Origin of the sequence: Paenibacillus eucommiae (assembly GCF_017874215.1) — a bacterium.
GTDB lineage: Bacteria > Bacillota > Bacilli > Paenibacillales > NBRC-103111 > Paenibacillus_AI > Paenibacillus_AI eucommiae.
Window position 1 is genome coordinate 50,538 of sequence record NZ_JAGGLB010000013.1, and the last position, 19,330, is coordinate 69,867.

The window sequence follows — 19,330 nt, forward strand, 5'->3', positions numbered from 1 at the left end:
ATTTATCCCTATATTTATCACTGTATTTATCCCTGTATCCGCAAGCTTTTACAAGTATTGAAGAGAAGGTGATGTATCCTATGGCCAAGTCAGATCAAATGCTTTCCATTCTATGGCTGTTAAGATCCCGTGAGCGGATGACGGCAGAGGAGCTTGCAGAAGCGCTAGAAATCAGTATCCGGACCGTTTATCGGTATATAGACTCTCTATGCGCGAGCGGGGTTCCTGTTGTGTCAGAGCCGGGATATGGGGGCGGGTACAGCTTGCCGAAAAATTTTCACAAAGCGCCGCTTTTTTTTGACAGTACGGAATTAAAAGCTATGGTTCATGCCGCACAGTTCGCGGAGAAAGCGGGATATCCATTTGTACAAGCTTTGGAAAAAGCATTAACGAAAATGCGGCAGCATATGAACGGACGGCAAATTGATGATTTGAACAGGCATGTGGGGGGTATCGAGGTGTTGTCCTATTTGGAGCATAATGCTGCAGAATCTATCCTTCAGACACTAGAGCACGCTGCCGCGGACTGCCTTACGCTTTCAATCAGCTATTTAAAATGGAAGGGACAAGCTCCGGAAAAGCGGCAGCTGAACCCGTACGGCCTTGTACATAGGAATCACAAATGGTATTTGTTAGCCTATTGCCTGGTGCGGCAGGATATACGTGTCTTCCGGGTTGACCGGATCATGGAAGCTGTTGCCTCCGATACTAACTTCGAGAAACCACTTGACTTTTCGGTGCGCGAATACTTTGAGGAGCTAATGATGCCCAAGGGTATTGAACCGGGGGAGCAGATAGTGGATATGAAAATTCGCGGGGAGCTGCAAGCCCTGGATCAACTGTGCGACCATTGGGTGCTGCGTGATTATTTAATCGCACGGGATGGCGAAATGGCGCATTTTCAGCTTGATTATTCAGGCATGATGGCATTTATGCCCCAGACCTTGCTTTTCTATGGCAAAAGGCTGGATGTGGTGGAGCCAGAAGAGTTAAAGCACAAACTTATAGAAACTGCTCTGGATCTTGCTAAGCATTATACAAATATCCCTGACCATAACTGACAGGGATGTACCTGTATAATAGAAAAAAATGCAAAGGAGATCTGCAGCGGGCTATGGCGAGACGAAGATGTGGACCGCAGCAAGGAAGATTGGGCTTGGACCTTACTGATCATGCAGCCCGATGTTGTGACTCCAGAGCTATTTATGACCGTATGGAACGACACCGTTAAAAAGAAAGCCCTGCCGCTGCTCGATCAAGTCAAATGGACCTCAATCGAGGAAGGCTTGTCCGCACAAATCATGCATATTGGACCCTACACCGAAGAGGGGACTGCTGTAGAAAAGCTGGATTCGCTCATGGAAAAAGAAGGGCTCGAAAAGAACGGAAAGCATCATGAAATCTACCTAAGCGATCCCAGAAAAGCCGCTCCTGACAAGCTGAGAACGATCATCCGACAGCCTGTAAGGCTCAAATGAGATCAACTAAGCTGTGTTAATAACTTAGACCTGCTCTCCAAAAAACATCTCATACGCAAGCGCGGTCTGCACCCGCGCTTCCTCTTCTGTCAGCTTGCGGACCAATTCCATTTCCACTGAAGTCACTTCATTCCCCTGAAAATTAATTTCGGCGATAGAAGCAAAAATTTTCACGATGGCCACAGCCTGATTACTAAGATCGTAAGCAATGACTTTTTGCCCTGTGGGATATACACGGAAGCCGCTTTTGACCATTTTGCAGCGGCCGTATTCCAGCAATTCATAAAGCTCTTGCTCGGATTTGAATTTGCACACAGAATTAAATTCAGTTTGAAATCCCATATTTATCTACTCCACATCAAAAGTATATTGGATGCTTTGCTTGGCTTCATGGCGTTCGATCGCCAATCGAATCAGTTCGTCCAGCAGCTCACTGTAGGGCTTGCCCGACCCTTTCCATAGCTGTGGATACATACTGAATGGAGTAAAGCCTGGCATCGTATTAATTTCATTAATAAAAATGGCTGAATCCTCTCTTCTCAGAAAGAAATCCACGCGTGAAAGTCCGCTTCCATCGATTGCCTGAAAAGCCCTAATGGCCATTTCTCTAAGCTGCTCAGCAATTTCTGCAGGAATTTCTGCAGGAATGACCATCGCCGAAGTCCCGTCCAAATATTTGGCCTTGTAATCATAAAATTCATTGGAGGAAACAATTTCGCCAGCCACCGATGCCTGCGCCTCCTCATTCCCCAGTATGCCGACCTCCACCTCGCGGGCATCTATGAACTCTTCCACAATAACCTTCCGGTCATATTGAAAAGCGAACCCGACAGCCTGAAGCAGCTCCTCCTGGTTTCTTGCTTTCGTAACGCCGACGCTTGATCCCAAGTTAGCTGGTTTGACAAAGCATGGATACCCGACAGCGATTTCGATCTCCAGCAGATGATAGGACTGGTTCTTCTCCCACTGCGTTTTGGTAAAATAACGAAATACACACTGCGGCAAGCCTTCCTGGGCGAATACCTTCTTCATCATGACCTTATCCATGCCGACCGAAGAAGCTAATACTCCAGCGCCAACATAAGGAATATCGGCCATTTCCAGCATGCCCTGTATCGTTCCGTCTTCGCCGAAGGTACCATGCAAGAGCGGGAATACCACGTCAAGTGCTTGTAAGCCGGCCGCATCCGATGCGCCCGCTGTTTGTACAGACGAGCTGCCAAAAATAGGCGCCAGCAAGGAAGAGGTTCCCTCGCCGCCTGCAGCCCCATCCTCTAAAGAACCAGCTCCACTAAAAGTAAGAGCTTCCTTCGTCTCCACAGGGGCTTGCAAACATGCACCGCTGCTCCATTGACCCTTTTTGGATATATAGAAGGGAGTGACCTCATATTGGCTGAAATCCATAGCCTTAATGACAGCCAGTGCGGTTTGCAAGGAAACGTCATGCTCCCCTGACCTCCCACCATAGATCAGTCCGACTCGTATTTTGCGACTCATATGTACCTCCGTTATAATGTTCGTATCTTTTTACATTTCATCCGCAATTTGCACAAAAACATACCGTGTTCGCTCCGTCCAAGCCGGTGAATCGCGGTAATCCCAATAACGGTTGCGGCTGTTGTAGGTATGCGCATTAACAAGCGGCATTCCATTGGCGTCCAGCGCTGTCACGATCGTGTTATGCTGATAACGGCCATCGCCATCCCAGTCGTAACTGATCATGTCCCCTGGCCGAAGCTCCTGCGCTTTGGACACAATCGTGCCCCGCATGCCTTTGCGGCTAGCGGCTGTAAAGCTCTGCAAACTGTGGGCCACTGCCCAGCTGAAGCTCCAAAGCTCACGGTTTCCCTGCTTGCCGCTGTACCACCAGCCCGACTCCCTTTTCCCAGTATAGTCCATGGGAGCGTTGCCTGCATAGAGGCACTGGGATACAAAGTTCGTGCAATCCACAGCAAATTCCAGATACTTCGGATTAGGCTTGTTCCACCAGGCTTCCGCATATTGCACGACCTTATCGCGGTCATAGCGGATTTTTCTTGGGAGGATTTCTTCCTTGTTGAGTATACTATAATTTATGTAAGGAATCGACGGCATACGTTGATGGCTCATTGAAGCTTGCTCGTCAGCCATTAAGGACAGGCTTGCCTTACCCGCTGCCGCAGATGGATGAGCATTCGCAAACTTCGGAGATTTCTCCGATTGCCTGGCTTCCGACCGCAGAACCTGCCAGCCGTTTTTTTTTCTGTTCAGTGTTACCCGTTCCAGCTCGATTCGTTCTTCAATATGCTCTACGCGTCCGATTGCATAATGAAACGTTCTATGCAGTTGGATATCGGCAATAACCTGTGTGTCCGTCTCTTCAATTTGACTCCATTTCAAGGCCGTTTCATTACGCAGCGGCTTAGTACCGCGTTCTTGCCTTAGAAGCGCTGTCTGCCGCAGCCTGGCATGCTGATGGTCTACATACACTTTGTCTTCCAAAAGGGCAGCGAGCGGTTCGACAGAGCCTTCCAGCTCGGCTTGGTTTTTGGCATTGCCGTAGTTATAAAGTGCTTTTTTCCATGTCATGCCGAATCCTCCTTGCAGCTAAGAATTTGTTTCAATATATGTGTATGCCTAAGGAAAAATGATTCAATTTCATCTTTACGGAAGGTTTCCTAAAAGGTATACTTAAAAGTAAGGAAATTATGAAATTAGGTTTCACTAGATGAAAATCATTCTCAATACAACAAGGAGGAATACCCATGTCCACAAAGGATGCCTATTCCGTGCGCAAGCCGTTAAAAGTTGGAGATAAAGAGTATCATTACTACAGTCTTCCAGAATTCGAAAGCAAAGGCCACGGCACTGTAACAAATCTTCCATTTTCCATTAAGGTGCTGCTTGAAGCAGCAGTTCGCCAGTTCGACGCCAGAGCGATCACCAGCGAGCATGTAAAGCAAATTGCCAGCTGGGCAAATGGCATTGACAGCAACAAGGAAATTCCTTTCATCCCTGCTCGTATCGTGCTGCAGGATTTCACCGGAGTTCCGGTTGTCGTTGATTTGGCCGCTATGCGTTCTACAATGGCGCTTGAAGGCGGAGATCCTAAACGGATCAACCCACTTGTTCCTGTAGATCTTGTTATTGACCACTCCGTAATGGTTGATGCCTTCGGAACTAGCGATGCTCTTGAATACAATATGAACATTGAATTCGAACGCAATGAAGAACGTTATCGTTTCCTTCGCTGGGCGCAAACTGCATTTGATAATTTCCGCGCAGTTCCTCCAGCTACAGGTATTGTTCACCAAGTTAACCTAGAGTACCTGGCTTCTGTTGCTGCTACCAAAACAATCGATGGTGAAACAGTCGTCTACCCGGATTCCCTCGTGGGAACTGACTCCCACACAACCATGATCAACGGTCTTGGTATCGTAGGCTGGGGAGTAGGCGGAATTGAAGCTGAAGCAGGAATGCTTGGACAACCGCTTTACTTTGTTGCTCCTGAAGTTATCGGCTTTAAATTGACTGGCAGTCTTTCTGAAGGCGCAACAGCTACTGACCTTGCCCTTACAGTGACACAAATTCTTCGTAAAAAAGGCGTTGTAGGTAAATTCGTAGAGTTCTACGGTCCAGGACTTAGCAACATCAGCCTGGCTGACCGCGCCACTGTAGCTAACATGGCACCAGAATACGGCGCCACTATCGGCTTCTTCCCTGTAGATAAAGAAACACTAAGATATTTGGAAACAACAGGCCGCGAGAAAGAACAAATCGCACTCGTTGAGTCCTACTACAGAGCACAAGGCATGTTCCGTACTGACAGCACGCCTGACCCTGTATTTACTGACACAATGGAGCTTGACCTTTCAACTGTAGTTCCAAGCTTAGCAGGACCTAAACGTCCACAAGACCGCATTGAGCTTACAGCTATGAAGGATTCCTTCAACTCGATCGTCCGCACCCCTATTGATAAAGGCGGATACGGATTAACTGAGGAAAAGATTACTGAAAGCATCGATGTTGACTACGGCAATGGTGAAGTTGTTAAAATGAGCGCTGGTGCAGTCGTTATCGCCGCCATCACTTCATGTACAAACACTTCGAACCCTAGCGTTATGATCGCTGCAGGATTGCTGGCTAAGAAAGCTGTAGCACGTGGCCTAAGAAAACCAGCTTACGTGAAAAGCTCTTTAACACCAGGCTCCCTGGTTGTTACCGAATATTTGATTAAAGCAGGCTTGCTTGAATCTCTGGAAGCACTTGGCTTCCATCTTGCTGGATATGGCTGTGCGACTTGTATCGGAAACTCCGGTCCATTGCCAGACGCTGTTAGCCAAGCCATCGCAGATAACGATATGACTGTTGCTGCCGTCTTGTCCGGTAACCGGAACTTTGAAGGCCGCGTACATGCTCAAGTTAAAGCTAACTACCTGGCATCACCACCGCTAGTTGTTGCTTATGCTCTTGCTGGAACTGTGAACATTGATTTGACCAATGATCCTATCGGTTACGATCAAAGCAATCATCCAGTATACTTGAAGGACATCTGGCCTTCCAATCTGGAAATTCAAGAATCACTTGGAGCTTCCATGAATGCCGATATGTTCCGTGATAAATATAAAAACGTATTCCGCGCTAACGAGCGTTGGAACGCCATTCCGATTCCTGAAGGCGAGCTTTATGAGTGGGATAGCAGCTCCACTTACATCCAAGAGCCTTCCTTCTTCACCGACCTTGGCACCGTGCTTGACGATATCGCAGACATCCGCAGCGCAAAAACACTTGCCCTGCTGGGAGATTCCGTAACAACGGATCATATCTCACCTGCTGGTAACATCAAGACAGACAGCCCTGCTGGTGAATATTTGCTGGAGCACGGCGTTAAGAAAGTTGATTTCAACTCTTACGGCTCCCGCCGCGGCAATCACGAAGTTATGATGCGCGGAACTTTCGCCAACATCCGGATCCGCAACCAGGTTGCTCCGGGAACAGAAGGCGGCGTTACGACTTACCTGCCAACGAATGAAGTGATGTCCATCTATGATGCTTCCATGAAGTATCAAGCCGAAGGACAAAACCTGGTCGTTATCGCCGGTAAAGAGTACGGAACCGGAAGCTCCCGTGACTGGGCTGCCAAAGGTACATTCCTGCTAGGAGTAAAAGCTGTTATCGCCGAGAGCTTCGAGCGTATTCACCGCAGCAACCTTGTAGGCATGGGCGTTCTTCCTCTGCAATTCATGGAAGGTATGGGCTGGCAAACACTCAGCATCACAGGACGCGAAACCTTCGACATTACTGGTCTGAGCAACGATGTTCAGCCTGGTTCAACTGTGAAAGTAACAGCTACCCGTGAAGATGGAACAACTTTTGATTTCAACGTACTCGTTCGTCTGGACAGCATGGTTGACGTAGACTACTACCGTAATGGTGGTATCCTGCAAACCGTTCTTCGCTCGATGATCGCTGATATTTAATACACAAGTTGAATCCCAGGATTCAATGGTTAACATAAATAAGCGGCTTCCGAATTTGCGCGTGCGCAACGGGAAGCCGCTTGTTTGTATTTAGTCCAATTCAGCTCGTGAAAATAAATCGCGAATCAGCGTGTCGTTCTCACAAGCATCCTTAAAGCCTGCAGCAAATCTTTGCATGGCTTCTTTGTTGTCTGTATAAGCAGCAAACATACCCGCTTCCGGATCAAATTTAATAATACCTACCAAATCTGGCATTTTCTCCTCAAGAAACACTGCCGCTAATGAAGCCCAATCATAACCATTCCCCTCAAAACCTTCCGCCGCTCTAGCCTGAAAAATATCGTCCTTATAAGTGCCAACAGACAAAATCAAGGACTGGTTTCCACCTTTATGCGAAACTAACATAAATGGATTTAGTTCATCTTCGATAATTTCCCCATCTTCAGCTTCAACCGCAGCAAAGGTATCTTCTTCTATACCGCTAGCCTCGCTTGCGTTTCTGTCAACGGCACGACGGCTCCCTTCCAAAAGCATCTTGGCCACCGAATCCTTAGGGTCCAGCTTTAAAACTTGTTCAAATGCTTGTATGGCTTCCTCGTACTGTTCCGAGTAATAATGAGCATATCCTACGCGAAAATGCCAAAGAGGATCGCTTTCGCCCTGCTCCTGCACAGATAAAAGAATTTCAAGTGCTTCCTTATGCTTGTCCAGATTATTCAACGCCCTTGCCAAATGATTAAGCAAGTCATAATCTCTGTCCGCTTCGGGAATTTGCTTGATTTTATGTATAATTTTTTTATATTCACTATTTTCATGCCAAAGGTTGAGCTGTTGCAATAATTCATTATCCATCATTATGGCCTCTTTTCTATGAATCAAATTTGTTCCAATAGTTCTAGCGTAAATACTTTTACTATCTTTTGCAAGTAAAGCAATAGCAATAGCAATAGCAATAGCCAGCCATAGAAACCAATAGCCAGGATTGATAGAGAAACTTACTTTATCCGGTCAGGCAGCAGCAAATTAGGTCTTTCGGAAACCGGTCCTTTCCTGTAGAATAGCAAGCATATCAGGATGAAAGGGAATGATTACTATTTTTGATCCAAATTATCCGTATGAAATGGTGATGTTCTCAACAACTCATTGGGTGACAATAATCTTAATTTTCTTCATCATACTGAGCCTCTATGTATTCAGGCGCCCTATTCGTTCCAATCCCTCTTTAAAAAAAGGTGTTAAAGCTGCCATTCTCGGCTCGTTAGTTGTTCCGGAGGTTATGCTTCACATATGGTATATTTCTAATGGCATCTGGGATAGCAGTTACTCCTTACCGCTTGAGCTCTGCAGCTTTTCTTTATTCGCCGGAATCCTCCTGCTTTTGAGGCCCCATCAGCTTTTATATGAATTTGTGTTCTTTGCTGGAGTTAGCGGCGCTTTCCTGGCTATTGTGACACCCAACCTGGATTATCCCTTTCCACACTTCCGCTTTTCACACTTTTTCATCGTACATATGGGTATTATTCTGGCGGCTATGTACATGTCCTGGATCGAGCAGCTTCGGCCAACATGGAAATCGATTCCTAGAACCATGATTCTTATTAACCTGTTTGTCGTTTTGGTAATCGGAATGAACCTTTTACTTGACGCCAATTACATGTTCCTGATGAGAAAACCTAGTACCGTGTCTTTAATAGATGTTTTGGGGCCGCATCCTTACTATCTCATATCCGAAGAATTTGTTGCCCTGCTCTTTTTCACACTGATCTACTTCTTTTTTTACCAAGTGCCTAAGTATTTTAAGAAAAGAGAGCAAGGGCAAGGCAACCAGGTGAAAAAGAGCGGAAACTTCAAGTGAGGGAAAATAAGGAGGATATTAGGGGGATATGATGGAAAATGAGGGACAAATGAGGTATGAACGAGGAGCAATCAAGGGACAAACGATGGATAAGCGATGGACAAACGAGGAGCAATCGGCTTCCCTCTGTTAAACGGACAAACAGCAAGGGCTTCCTCCTGAAACTAGACGAAAAAGTTAGCCGAACTGGCATCTCATGCTTCTTTAACGATGAAAAACATCATTATCGAGCCCGAGTTGCGGTGCATACTCCCTTTAGCGATGAAAAACATCGTTAAAAGGAGAGCCGCGCCAAGGGGCAGGCTGCTCTTAAGCCTGATTACTGGACTTCAAACAAAAAGTCCCCCGCTCCTCGTTTTATTTTCTGAAGCTTCTTTCATAGTCTTCGAAACGAATTTTTCTAATTTGCTTCCGGTCTGAGGTTCGAACAATTATTCCCTCGGACTTCCCAGCAGCATCCATTCCCACTTGTGTTTCACTAAACTGTTTAAGAAATGAGTAGGTCTCATTTAAAGTTACCGGAAAATCAGCACCATTCACTTTCTTCAACAGTGGAGCAGACTTCAACTGCAGCTTATCAACAAATTCAAGCTTTTCAGCTTCCTTGCAGAAGGGTTGATGGCCATGATCGCGCCACTCCGCAATTTTTTCTTGCGGTAATGAAAGGAGATGATCTAACTCCCTTTGATTTAAGGAGAACACATCAAACACGCGATAATCTTGAATTTTAGTTTCTGTATAGTTTTTCGCTGATTTCGTCTTGCCTCCGTAAGATTCTTGGAATATGACAGTTAATGCCCAGTCGTTATTAGAGAAAATTGTATCAACAAATTTATCAGCCAGCGGCTTAAGAAATTCTGCAATATTGCCATAAGGGTTGCCGATTCTGTCTCCCTTTGCAAATAGTAGTTCCTCTCTGGAGCCGATGAGATAATCAATTTCTTTGTCATTATTTTTGAAAACAATAATCCTCGAGTTCTCGCCGTCTACTTTTTCATATACGTATACTTCCTCTAAAGGAGAGAATCCCTTCGACTCAGATAGCTCATCGGTTAAACGCCCTCTTTCACCCAATTGATGATAGGTAAGGATACTGGGATATTTAGTTAAAGAGTTAATTTTCTTCAAATCCATTGGTTTTCATCTCCTATCTCCTATCTCCTATCTCCTATCTCCTATCTCCTATGCAGCCGCGCAAGACCAGCGATAGCATTCGTGGCAGAGGCGATTTGTTCAGCAGCTAGCTTGTCATTGACAACAACGCTTGCAACTGGTGGATATAAGCTTTCAAATTCAGTATGAAGTATAAGCACGACTTGATTCGACGAGTTGACTTGTGCAAGCACAATATGGTGCCACGGCACTGTGAAGGATTCTTTTTTATCCAAATTAACGGCATCAACACCTAGAAGCTTAATCGGCGAAATTCCATCGTAGTAAGTGATCTGGCTTTCTCCACTTGAAGGAGCAGGTCTATTTTTTATAGTAGACGGGATCTTTTTAGGGCGTTTAAGGATCTCCCAAAGTATTATGCATATAGCAGGAAAAAGGAACACAAGCACAGCCAGCCACATGCTGGAGGTCAACGCCAAAGTCCCGATAAAAAGAGCAGCCGACAGGATAGCAAGCAGCCAGATGTATAGCTCTTGCAACCTTTTCGATGAGCGCTTCTGGGGATGAGTTGGGCCTGCAGCAGGTACTTCTTCAATCTGCTGCGTATTCAGGGAATCTGGAGCATCTGGTCTATCTGGGGTAATCGGCGCATCTGGCTCATCATGCTCATCTAGCTCACCTATCTCAGCTGACCCAGCCATAGCCTCTACATTTGTCCGCTCTTCTTCCCGCCTTCTCTTAGGTAAATGCTCGCCTCCCAACAAATAATCATTCAGCTTTTCGTTATAGCGCTTAAACCATAATTCGTCGGGGTTCCACCAAAGAACAAGTAAATCTTCTATACTTGCCAAGTATGGGAGAGGTACACCATAAAAGTCAAAATGCTGAGCCAGCTCCAAATGAAGAACAGGGGATTGATACGATTGCACATGCGTGGATAATGTTTCCAACCACTCTGCCATATAAGGACCAAGCGCCGGGAAACGCGCCAATGTGACTGGCAAGCTCTGGCGCATTTGTGCAGCAGCCTCCGTCCATGGAATATGCAAATTTAATGCCTCGTAAAATGCATCCCATTCGGGTATAGCGTCAGCATCCTCATTGTCCAAGTAGGGCTGAACCGCCTCCCAGGCCGTTAAAAGCTGCTCGCGGTAACGCTGGTAGTGCTCCTGACTAACCAGGGAGAACCAGATGGGTGCAAGAAAGTTATTCGTCTCAAAAGCAACCTCTTCATACGGTCCATTCACTGCCTCTATTTCATTAACAGTCAAAAACGTCCGATTTCCCATTAACTCCTCACATCCTTTTTTTACTATAATACGAGATTTACAGAATCTACTCAATTCCCCTTATTATCGCTCAATCCAATTTCCAAGCTAAAAGCAGAAGATCCTTCAAGTGCAAGCCTTTTGAACAGCTAAATCTTGTATAAAGATTCCAATTGAAAGTTGTATTTGAGGTTCAAATTCTGTGTTATACTTATTCTCACCAGTGAGTCAAGAAGACAAAAATTTTAATAGTGGTGGGAACAATGAAATATACAGGTAGAATAGCCATCGTGACAGTTTGCTTGGTTTTGTCAGTAATAGTACGACTGTATGGCATTTTTTACTATAATTATCCCCCGCTTGGTTTTCCTTATGTCGGAATAACTATTACATTTATTTTTTATTGGCTGGGAAAACAGTATGATATGGTTAAATTTCTTTCCGAAAAAGATACTTTAACCAAGCTCTACAACAGGAGATATGTCATCCAAACCTTCCCTAAGCTTATAGCTTCAATCGATAAAAAGGCCGGAAAATTAAGTTTATTTCTAATAGATGTAGATAATTTCAAAGTAATCAATGATACTTACGGACATGAAACAGGAGATAGAGTTCTTCAGCGCATTTCAAGCTTACTGGCGTTACCTACCGATAAAAGCACCATTGTTGCCCGTTGGGCTGGAGACGAATTTTTGCTAGTTGCTCCTTTCACTGACCAAGAGGGTGCAGACATCATTATCCAACGAATCCATAAAGAGCTGCGTAAATCATCTGAGGAACTGCGTATAGATATCTCCGTTTCTATTGGCACCTCTGAATATCCGGGTGACGCCCAAACATTCAATGATCTATTAAATATTGCCGACCAAAATATGTACAAACTAAAGTTTCTGAAAAAGTAAGCTGTTCAAAAACAAACCGTCTCGTCCAGAGCAACGGTCGATGCTGCAAATATATTCATGTAATACGTTACTGGTCTATGAAATATGATATAAGAAACGGATTGCCTTTTTATAGCGATAAAGCGATAACTTCAGAAGTTTCTGGAGTCATTTTTTTTGTAATCTGGTAGTTCTATTCCTTCTTGTTTATGATGCCTCCTTTAATCTTACTACTCGTTCAAATTAACTGCCTCTTTCTAGATAAATATGTAGCCGCTCCTTCCAGATTATCATCTTTGTCATCATCCCAACAAACCTCATTCAGACGATATTACTCCAATCCTTATTCAAATTAACATATTAATAATTCCATTCGCAGCTTCAAGCTTGTAATTTTTATGGGCAAATTTATGTTGCAAATTAACTGTATACTATATATACTGTTTATATCACATACAGTTAATTTATCTTTTATAAGGGGGAAAAACATGAGTAAGTTCGCTATTGAAGTTACAGGATTACGCAAAAAATTTGGCAACCAAGTTGTGCTTAACGGCATTGATATCGCCGTACAGGCGGGCACCGTGTATGCCCTGCTCGGCCCCAACGGTGCGGGGAAGACTACGCTGATCCATATCCTGTCTACGCTAGAGACTCCAGACGAGGGATCTGTACACGTAGCCGGATATGATGTCATTGCCGAAAGAAACTTGGTGAAACGATCCATAAGCCTTACCGGACAGTTCGCCGCTGTAGATGAAATGCTAACCGGCGAGGAGAATCTTCGGATGATTTGCAGACTTTCCGGGCTTACAGCTGCTGAATCCCGTGCTCGGACAGACGAGCTGCTGAAGCACTTCGACCTTATGTCCGCCGCAAAGAAAAGGGTCAAGACCTATTCAGGCGGTATGTGCCGACGGCTAGATCTCGCTATCAGCCTCGTGACCATACGGCCCGTGCTCTTCCTGGATGAACCGACGACAGGGCTGGATACAATTAGCCGGCGGGCTCTGTGGGAAATCATCCTTCAATTGAAGGAGCAAGGCATCACTATTTTCCTCACGACTCAGTATTTGGAAGAAGCGGATCAATTGGCTGATACGATCGCCGTAATTGCCGACGGGCATGTCGTTGCGACCGGAACGCCGGAAGAATTGAAATCGCGGGTAGGTGGAGAGGTTATTGAACTGTACAATGAAAAAGAAGAAATGATCAGAGCAATCTCAACAACCGGAAGTATCCAGGACATCAGACAAACGCTAAATGATCTAGCTCTTCAGGTCCCGCACGAAACACGTGTGAGCATCCGTAAACCTAGTATGGATGATGTTTTCCTTGCCCTGACAACAAAAGGTACAAAGGATATCAAGAAAACAAACGAAACAAAGGCAATGGCGTCAAAAGGATCAGAAAAAGCAAAGAAATTGGAGGGCTCTTTATTATGACAACTCCTCACTCGTTGACCAAGACTACCTCCTTCGGCGTCACGAACGCCGTCTTCATCGTTCGAAGCATTCGTCTCAGCTTGCGGAATACTGAGGCACTGATCATGGCCATTGCACTTCCTGTCATGCTGATGCTGCTGTTTACCTACGTGTTTGGCGGAGCAATCGACCCCGGCGGTAATTATGTGAATTACGTGGTACCTGGAATTATTCTGCTATGCGCCGGCTTCGGCTCTTCCAGTACAGCAGTCGATGTAGCTCAAGATATGAAGAACGGCATCATTGACCGGTTTCGCACGATGCCGATCCACAGCCTGAGCGTTGTCACTGGGCATGTCGTCGCAAGCCTTGCCCGTAATCTGCTTGCAACTGCAGTGGTCATTTGTGTAGCATTGCTAGTTGGTTTTCGGCCTTCTTCCACCGCGATAGAGTGGCTAGCCGCATTAGGCGTTATCATCCTGTTCATCCTTACCTTTACCTGGCTATTCGCTGCCATCGGACTAGTCACGGGCAGTCCGTCCGCAGCCAGCGGATACGGGTTCGCCTTGCTTTTCCTGCCCTACCTGTCCAGCGCCTTTGTCCCAACAGATACGATGCCAAGCTGGCTGCAAGGGTTTGCCAATCATCAGCCGATCACACCGGTCATCGAAACCATTCGCGGACTTCTTACCAATACACCGATCCATCATCATGCTTGGTGGGCAATAGGTTGGTGCTCGTTCATCCTCCTTGTCTCCATAGCGTGGTGCTTCCTCGCATTTCACCGGAAAACGGGACGCCATAGCTAGAAATGAAAGACGCCCTTCTTGGGCGTCCTTTGAGGTTAGTGTTCATCACGTGAGTGCATGGTGAAGGGAATGGATGTGGGCTCCAGCCGCTGTTAAAGATTTGTTCCTTGATTGGAATGGCTGTGGAGGTTGGAACAAATCTTTAAAGGCGGACGCTATCGCTCTTCCACCCACATCCCTTCCCTCTTCTCATCTACAATCGCACGAACACCAAGCTCAAACGGACAGCTAGAAGGTGTCTGTTTCCTGAACGAAAGGGATAGTGATGACAGTGAATATTGGGACTGTTTTGCAGCTTTCATAAATCAAGCATTTTACCCAGGCAATCCTGAAATATAGGGTTACGGACATGAGGTCCGCTATTTTAATATTTATCCCTTTTTCACGAGAGTTACGGACATAGGTTCCGCTATTTGCCCTAAATCCATAATTTTGGCGTGGTTTTCGCAACAATAAGGGATCTGAGGTCCGTAAGCATCGAAAAAACACCATGAATTGCTAAAATAAAGGATCTGAGGTCCGTAACCGCAAAGGTTACAAAAGAACAGCAGCTCGACAATCGTCGAACCGCTGTTCTTTTTGGTTATTGCTGTACATTTCGACGTTATCGCGTCGTAGTCACAGGCGCAGGCGTAGCCGACTATTTTGCCATTTTCTTGACAAGGTAGTGCTCGATGCCATCAAGGATTCGCTCCAGACCAAAATCAAAATCATCACCCACCGTATTATCACTCTCATTCTCGCCAGTGTAAGCGCCCGACATGATGACTGGATGCAGGTTGGGAAAGCGTTCCGGTTTAACTAACTGCTTGAGGGCAGCGCTATAGTCCAATCCGCTAAAGCTATCAGGACTGCCCCCAGCCTGGAGGGCCCGATCCATATCCCGCTGAATCATCCCGCATGACCGCGAGTAGCTGCTTAGCAGAAGTACGATTGACATTTTTTCATAATCGTTAAGCGGAAAGTTACGCATTGCCCTAAGTACCCAATCAATAACTAACAAGTTATTTGGTGCTACGGGGACGCTGGTAATCGGTATCTCGCCAAACCAAGGATGCACCCTAAATACGTCAATGCAAGCCTTGACATACTCCCGCATGTCTTCACGCCAATCCGACCCTGCCACTTCCGGAGGAATTGGAATCTCGCATACGGAGTCCTGCATAAGCAGAAGAAGGTCGTCCTTGCTGGAAATGTACCTGTAAAGGGACATCGTGGTAAAGCCCAAGGATCCGGCAACCCGATTCATCGAGACAGCGGAAAGCCCATCCTTATCGGCGATTGTGATAGCTGCCTCAACGATTTTTTTGACGCTCAACTCTCCCTTGGGGCCCCTTTTCGGTTGTTTTCCCAAGCCCCAACCAAGCTTCGCCCCGTTAGGCAAATTCTTCAATGCTTCGTGATCAAGGTGATCGCTGTTCTGCATAATTCCCAGTCCCCCAATAGTTATCTACCTTGAATGATTCGTTGCAGTTTTCAAAATCATCGTCCGTAAAAAAACTGTTTACTCCACATACAGTATACCATAATTGGCAATCCGGAAAAACCGCCTCCTGTCTTGTGGTCTTTGTGGTCTACATAGAATGCTTGTTTCATATGCTTAGAAATGCATAGAGTGCATAGTACACATAGAACACTAGAATGCTTAGAATACTTAGACAAGCTGAACCCTATTTCTTTTGAAAGAAAATATACTAAAAGGGACGTGACAGCCACCATATGCAGCACCTATTACCGCTAAAAGTAGAATATCTGCTGATGATTGGGGTAGCCCTATTTTGGACTATTACCTATGTACTCATAATTTATAAAGGGTTTAAGGATCGCTCCTGCGGAATGCCGCTCGCCTCCATATGCGCAAACATTACTTGGGAATTTCTATTTACCTTTATTATGCCATTTCACCCGCTTCAGCAAATCGTAACCTTAGTCTGGTTTCTATTAGACTGCATCATTCTGCTTCAATTTCTCTATTACTCAAAAGGCTTATATCCCAAGCGCACGCTTCATGCTTCCGTATTCTCCTTACTTGTCATAGCTTTTCTGCTGCATTACGGAATGGCCGTTGAATTTCATGATCAATTAGGCATTTATTCGGCCTTTGGTATCAATGTGATGATGTCCATCCTTTTTATAAAAATGCTGCTGGTCAAAGATCTGCAAGGCCAATCCCTATCCATCGCTTACTTCAAAATGATAGGAACCCTATGCGCCTCCATCCTCTGCTATTCACTCTTTCCGCAATCCATTTTATTAATGATTATGTATATCCTGATCTTTGTACTAGATGTTGTGTACATCCTGCTGGTGTCTAACCAATCAATCAAAATTATTCACAGATCCGCTACCTATAAAAAGCCAATGGTTCGATGACAGAGATGACAGATTTGAAGCTAAACTAGATATCCTGCAGGACACTTTCATCCAGACCATCAATGCCTTGATTGAAGCGTTCAAAAACCGTCCCATAAGTCGTCCATCTTTCACAGATTTGCTCGCCTTTGATCCTGATTTGATTATCCGCAAATTGTAGAATCACGGGAATATCGCTTATATAAAACTCTTTTTCGGATCTCGGCACTAGTTTCTTTCTAGCACCAGTTGGAGTAATAAGCGTGTTCCCCGAAATATGTATGTGCTGATTAAGCTTACGGTTCACGTAGGTTCCATTCATTAGAGAATCAGGCACCGCATCAACTGGATTCTGTACATATTCTAGATCTAAGAAAGTTAGGATGTCTTTTGTATACAGCCCCCAGTTACCTTCTGTTATTTCTACAGCCTTCTTTTTAAAAGGAATTAGCTCAAACAACCTCTCCGCCCAGCTGCTATAATCTCTTAAAAACTCTTTATACCCCGCGGCGCCCGGAGGTCGTTGTTCCTGGTAATAGGGGTTATGCTGATCACGCGCCCAAATACCTTCCAGAAAGCCTGTCCCCCGCTGTGCCTCCAATTCGTTTATTGTATGTTCAACATCATCCCGATAAAAGTAAATGAAAGTTGGTTGAAGGACTGCCAGCAAAGCATAGATTTTTTGCAGAAAATTGTGAATCTGAGTAAATGAGGCATTAGCAAGTAGAAAAGAATAAATTTGAAATTGCCAAATACTACTGTCTAGCAAAATAATCTCATCGGATTTTTGCGATTGAATCCGGATGAAATCCTCCCATTTTTCCAATGCTGCATCTATATATGGCTCCAAAGAAAAATTCCATACATCATATTTTTTTAACTCCTCATAGCCCTGTAAGCCAATCTGATCCAGATAGTTCCATTCCAGTTCCAGAAGGTCAATGCCAAAGGAGTATTTTCGTTGTATTGTGATTTGGTCCAGATAAGGTTTCACCTGAGGAAAACGCTGCAAATAATTTGCATATTGTTGTTCACTCAAGCTCGCTTCATAGAAAAACAAAGTTGGATGAGGTCTTGCAACCTCATGAATCCACCTTGCCTTATATCCGTTTTGCTCTAACTGTGAGCGTATTATTCCTGAATTTGTCGACTTTCCAGTCGCAGGGAGGCCCTCGACAAGAATTAATTTGGATTGCAAATGTGCACCCATTGGAACACCCCGCTTAGAACGATTCTAGTCTCATTTTACCAGTATTCTTACATGGTATTCTTAGATCGTTTCCTTACATCGTTTCCTTTTGGCTAATGCCGCGGCGCTCTTGCTCCATATAAGATATGCCCCAGTCTCTTAGCAGTAATAACAAGGGAATTAAGCTTTCGCCTGTTTTCGTTAAAGAGTACTCCACTTTAGGTGGGACTTCCGGGTATATCTTACGGTTGACGAGACCATCGTCTTCAAGCTCCCGCAATTGACGGGTCAACGTACGCTGGGTAATGTCAGGGAAAATTCTTCTTAATTCATTGAACCTTTTGAAGCCGTGGGTAGCTAGCTGATTCAAAATAACAAGCTTCCATTTACCTCCGACTAAATTAACTGTTACCTCCACCGGGCATTGTGTTTCTGATTTTTCCACTATAGCTCACCCCCCCTTCGGTATCCAAATAGATACTACATATCTTAAATGTGCCTACTTACATAAAATGCATCTATCTTCTATTATAAATACAACTACGAAACACTTTCAAGCCAAAAAGAAAGGTTGATGATCATGAAAGAAGCTAACAAAATTCTTGTATATGGAGCAGCAGGTGTACAAGGAGGGGCCGTTGTAAAACAATTACTTAAAGAAGGTTACTCCGTTCAAACGATTATAAGGAATCAAGACAAAGCCAAGCAGCTTAATGAGCAGGGAATCGATACGGTTATTGGGGACTTGGCAGATCCAAATAGTCTAGTTGAAGCTAATAAGGGAGTCAGCAAAGTATTTCTGCAAATCCCTGTGGATTTTGACCTGGAGAAAGTCCGTTTATATTTCCACCAGGCAGTCGAAGCCGCAAAAAGTGCGAATGTAGAGCTGCTGGTAGTAAACACTAGCGTTTACGTACCTGATCAAATTACGGATACAGCCGCTATCGAGATCAAAAGAGAACTCATTAACTACGTTAAACAATCCGGAATTCCTTATATCGTCCTTCAGCCTACGCTTTACTTGGAGAATTTCTATATCCCTGGTGTGCTTGCCAACAATGTATTAGCTTATCCAGTGCCTGCCGATGAGTCTATTTCCTGGGTTAGTATGGAGGATCTCGCAAGCTTTGCTGTATATGCATTAACTCATCCTGAGCTTGCAGGTCAAACCATTCAAGTGTGTGGTCCTGAGGCGCTTACCGGCAAACAATTAGCCGAAAGATTCAGTCAATCTCTTAAAAAAGAAGTGCATTTCTACTCCCTCCCCGTTGAAGCCTTTGAAGCTGCTATCAGCCCCTTATTAGGCAAAGAGACAGCTGCTGGGCTCGCAGGCTTGTATCACTGGATTGCGGCAAATACCCTATCCCTGCCACAGCCCGAGCATGTAGATCCTGTATGGCGATCAGCCATCCACGGCACTGCGCTCACAACATGGGTGGATCGTGCCATAGCTCAAGGCTTCTTTTCCGAGTAAAAGCCATCTGTTCTTCTTAGAAGCAAGG

Annotated in this window: 18 protein-coding genes; 9 read left to right on the plus strand and 9 right to left on the minus strand. The window is 45.0% G+C overall.

Translation table 11 applies throughout. From position 1 onward, the window contains the following. Positions 1-80: 80 nt before the first annotated feature. Positions 81-1,061: a helix-turn-helix transcriptional regulator gene (locus J2Z66_RS18900; RefSeq protein ID WP_209973206.1), complete on the plus strand. Its 981-nt coding sequence runs from the start codon at positions 81-83 to the stop codon at positions 1,059-1,061. 69 nt (positions 1,062-1,130) lie between these two features. Then, on the plus strand, positions 1,131-1,478 hold the full coding sequence (locus J2Z66_RS18905; RefSeq protein ID WP_209973208.1) for a GyrI-like domain-containing protein: 348 nt from the start codon (positions 1,131-1,133) through the stop codon (positions 1,476-1,478). Between the two features lie 24 nt (positions 1,479-1,502). Here the strand turns inward: J2Z66_RS18905 and J2Z66_RS18910 are convergent, their stop codons facing one another. From J2Z66_RS18910 to J2Z66_RS18920, 3 genes are read right to left on the minus strand one after another with little or no spacing between them, the layout of a single operon-like run. Then, a complete protein-coding gene (locus tag J2Z66_RS18910; protein ID WP_209973210.1) occupies positions 1,503-1,820 on the minus strand; it encodes a hypothetical protein in 318 nt (105 codons plus the stop codon). A 6-nt stretch (positions 1,821-1,826) separates the two neighbouring features. Beyond that, positions 1,827-2,975, minus strand: a complete 1,149-nt coding sequence (locus J2Z66_RS18915) for a D-alanine--D-alanine ligase (protein WP_209973211.1) — start codon at positions 2,973-2,975, stop codon at positions 1,827-1,829. Between the two features lie 30 nt (positions 2,976-3,005). Beyond that, a complete protein-coding gene (locus tag J2Z66_RS18920) occupies positions 3,006-4,046 on the minus strand; it encodes an amidase domain-containing protein (RefSeq protein WP_209973213.1) in 1,041 nt (346 codons plus the stop codon). A gap of 176 nt (positions 4,047-4,222) precedes the next feature. On the opposite strand from J2Z66_RS18920, the gene acnA reads away from it, so the two are divergent. Next, on the plus strand, positions 4,223-6,937 hold the full coding sequence (gene acnA / locus J2Z66_RS18925; RefSeq protein WP_209973215.1) for an aconitate hydratase AcnA: 2,715 nt from the start codon (positions 4,223-4,225) through the stop codon (positions 6,935-6,937). A 90-nt stretch (positions 6,938-7,027) separates the two neighbouring features. Here the strand turns inward: acnA and J2Z66_RS18930 are convergent, their stop codons facing one another. Continuing rightward, complete coding sequence (locus tag J2Z66_RS18930) at positions 7,028-7,792, minus strand: Imm51 family immunity protein (RefSeq protein ID WP_245375665.1); 765 nt, start codon at positions 7,790-7,792, stop codon at positions 7,028-7,030. 229 nt (positions 7,793-8,021) lie between these two features. Between J2Z66_RS18930 and J2Z66_RS18935 the strand changes: the two genes are divergently transcribed. Continuing rightward, entirely contained in the window at positions 8,022-8,792 is a 771-nt protein-coding gene (locus tag J2Z66_RS18935; protein ID WP_245375666.1) for a YwaF family protein, read from the plus strand. A 357-nt stretch (positions 8,793-9,149) separates the two neighbouring features. On the opposite strand, the gene J2Z66_RS18940 is transcribed toward J2Z66_RS18935, so the two are convergent. Further along, positions 9,150-9,926 carry an RNA ligase family protein gene (locus J2Z66_RS18940; protein WP_209973217.1) on the minus strand — a complete coding sequence of 259 codons (777 nt, stop codon included), beginning with the start codon at positions 9,924-9,926 and terminating at the stop codon, positions 9,150-9,152. A 41-nt stretch (positions 9,927-9,967) separates the two neighbouring features. Further along, positions 9,968-11,194 carry a hypothetical protein gene (locus J2Z66_RS18945; RefSeq protein WP_209973219.1) on the minus strand — a complete coding sequence of 409 codons (1,227 nt, stop codon included), beginning with the start codon at positions 11,192-11,194 and terminating at the stop codon, positions 9,968-9,970. A 242-nt stretch (positions 11,195-11,436) separates the two neighbouring features. Here J2Z66_RS18945 and J2Z66_RS18950 point away from each other — a divergent pair, with 242 nt between their 5' ends. From J2Z66_RS18950 to J2Z66_RS18960, 3 genes are all read left to right on the plus strand, one after another. Beyond that, entirely contained in the window at positions 11,437-12,075 is a 639-nt protein-coding gene (locus J2Z66_RS18950) for a GGDEF domain-containing protein (RefSeq protein WP_209973221.1), read from the plus strand. A gap of 467 nt (positions 12,076-12,542) precedes the next feature. Next, positions 12,543-13,499, plus strand: coding sequence for an ATP-binding cassette domain-containing protein (locus J2Z66_RS18955; protein WP_209973223.1), 957 nt, complete (start codon positions 12,543-12,545; stop codon positions 13,497-13,499). Next, positions 13,496-14,287, plus strand: a complete 792-nt coding sequence (locus J2Z66_RS18960) for an ABC transporter permease (protein WP_209973225.1) — start codon at positions 13,496-13,498, stop codon at positions 14,285-14,287. Before J2Z66_RS18955 ends, J2Z66_RS18960 begins: the two co-directional genes overlap by 4 nt. A gap of 640 nt (positions 14,288-14,927) precedes the next feature. Here J2Z66_RS18960 and J2Z66_RS18965 read toward each other — a convergent pair. Further along, complete coding sequence (locus J2Z66_RS18965) at positions 14,928-15,713, minus strand: TetR/AcrR family transcriptional regulator (RefSeq protein ID WP_209973227.1); 786 nt, start codon at positions 15,711-15,713, stop codon at positions 14,928-14,930. Between the two features lie 293 nt (positions 15,714-16,006). Here J2Z66_RS18965 and J2Z66_RS18970 point away from each other — a divergent pair, with 293 nt between their 5' ends. Further along, a complete protein-coding gene (locus J2Z66_RS18970) occupies positions 16,007-16,660 on the plus strand; it encodes a transmembrane-type terpene cyclase (RefSeq protein ID WP_209973230.1) in 654 nt (217 codons plus the stop codon). Positions 16,661-16,685: 25 nt separating this feature from the next. Here the strand turns inward: J2Z66_RS18970 and J2Z66_RS18975 are convergent, their stop codons facing one another. Both J2Z66_RS18975 and J2Z66_RS18980 read right to left on the minus strand, forming a co-directional pair. Next, a complete protein-coding gene (locus J2Z66_RS18975; protein WP_209973232.1) occupies positions 16,686-17,849 on the minus strand; it encodes a P-loop NTPase family protein in 1,164 nt (387 codons plus the stop codon). 73 nt (positions 17,850-17,922) lie between these two features. Then, positions 17,923-18,273, minus strand: a complete 351-nt coding sequence (locus J2Z66_RS18980; protein ID WP_209973234.1) for a winged helix-turn-helix transcriptional regulator — start codon at positions 18,271-18,273, stop codon at positions 17,923-17,925. 135 nt (positions 18,274-18,408) lie between these two features. On the opposite strand from J2Z66_RS18980, the gene J2Z66_RS18985 reads away from it, so the two are divergent. Next, on the plus strand, positions 18,409-19,302 hold the full coding sequence (locus J2Z66_RS18985; protein WP_209973236.1) for an SDR family oxidoreductase: 894 nt from the start codon (positions 18,409-18,411) through the stop codon (positions 19,300-19,302). The last annotated feature ends 28 nt before the right edge of the window (positions 19,303-19,330 follow it).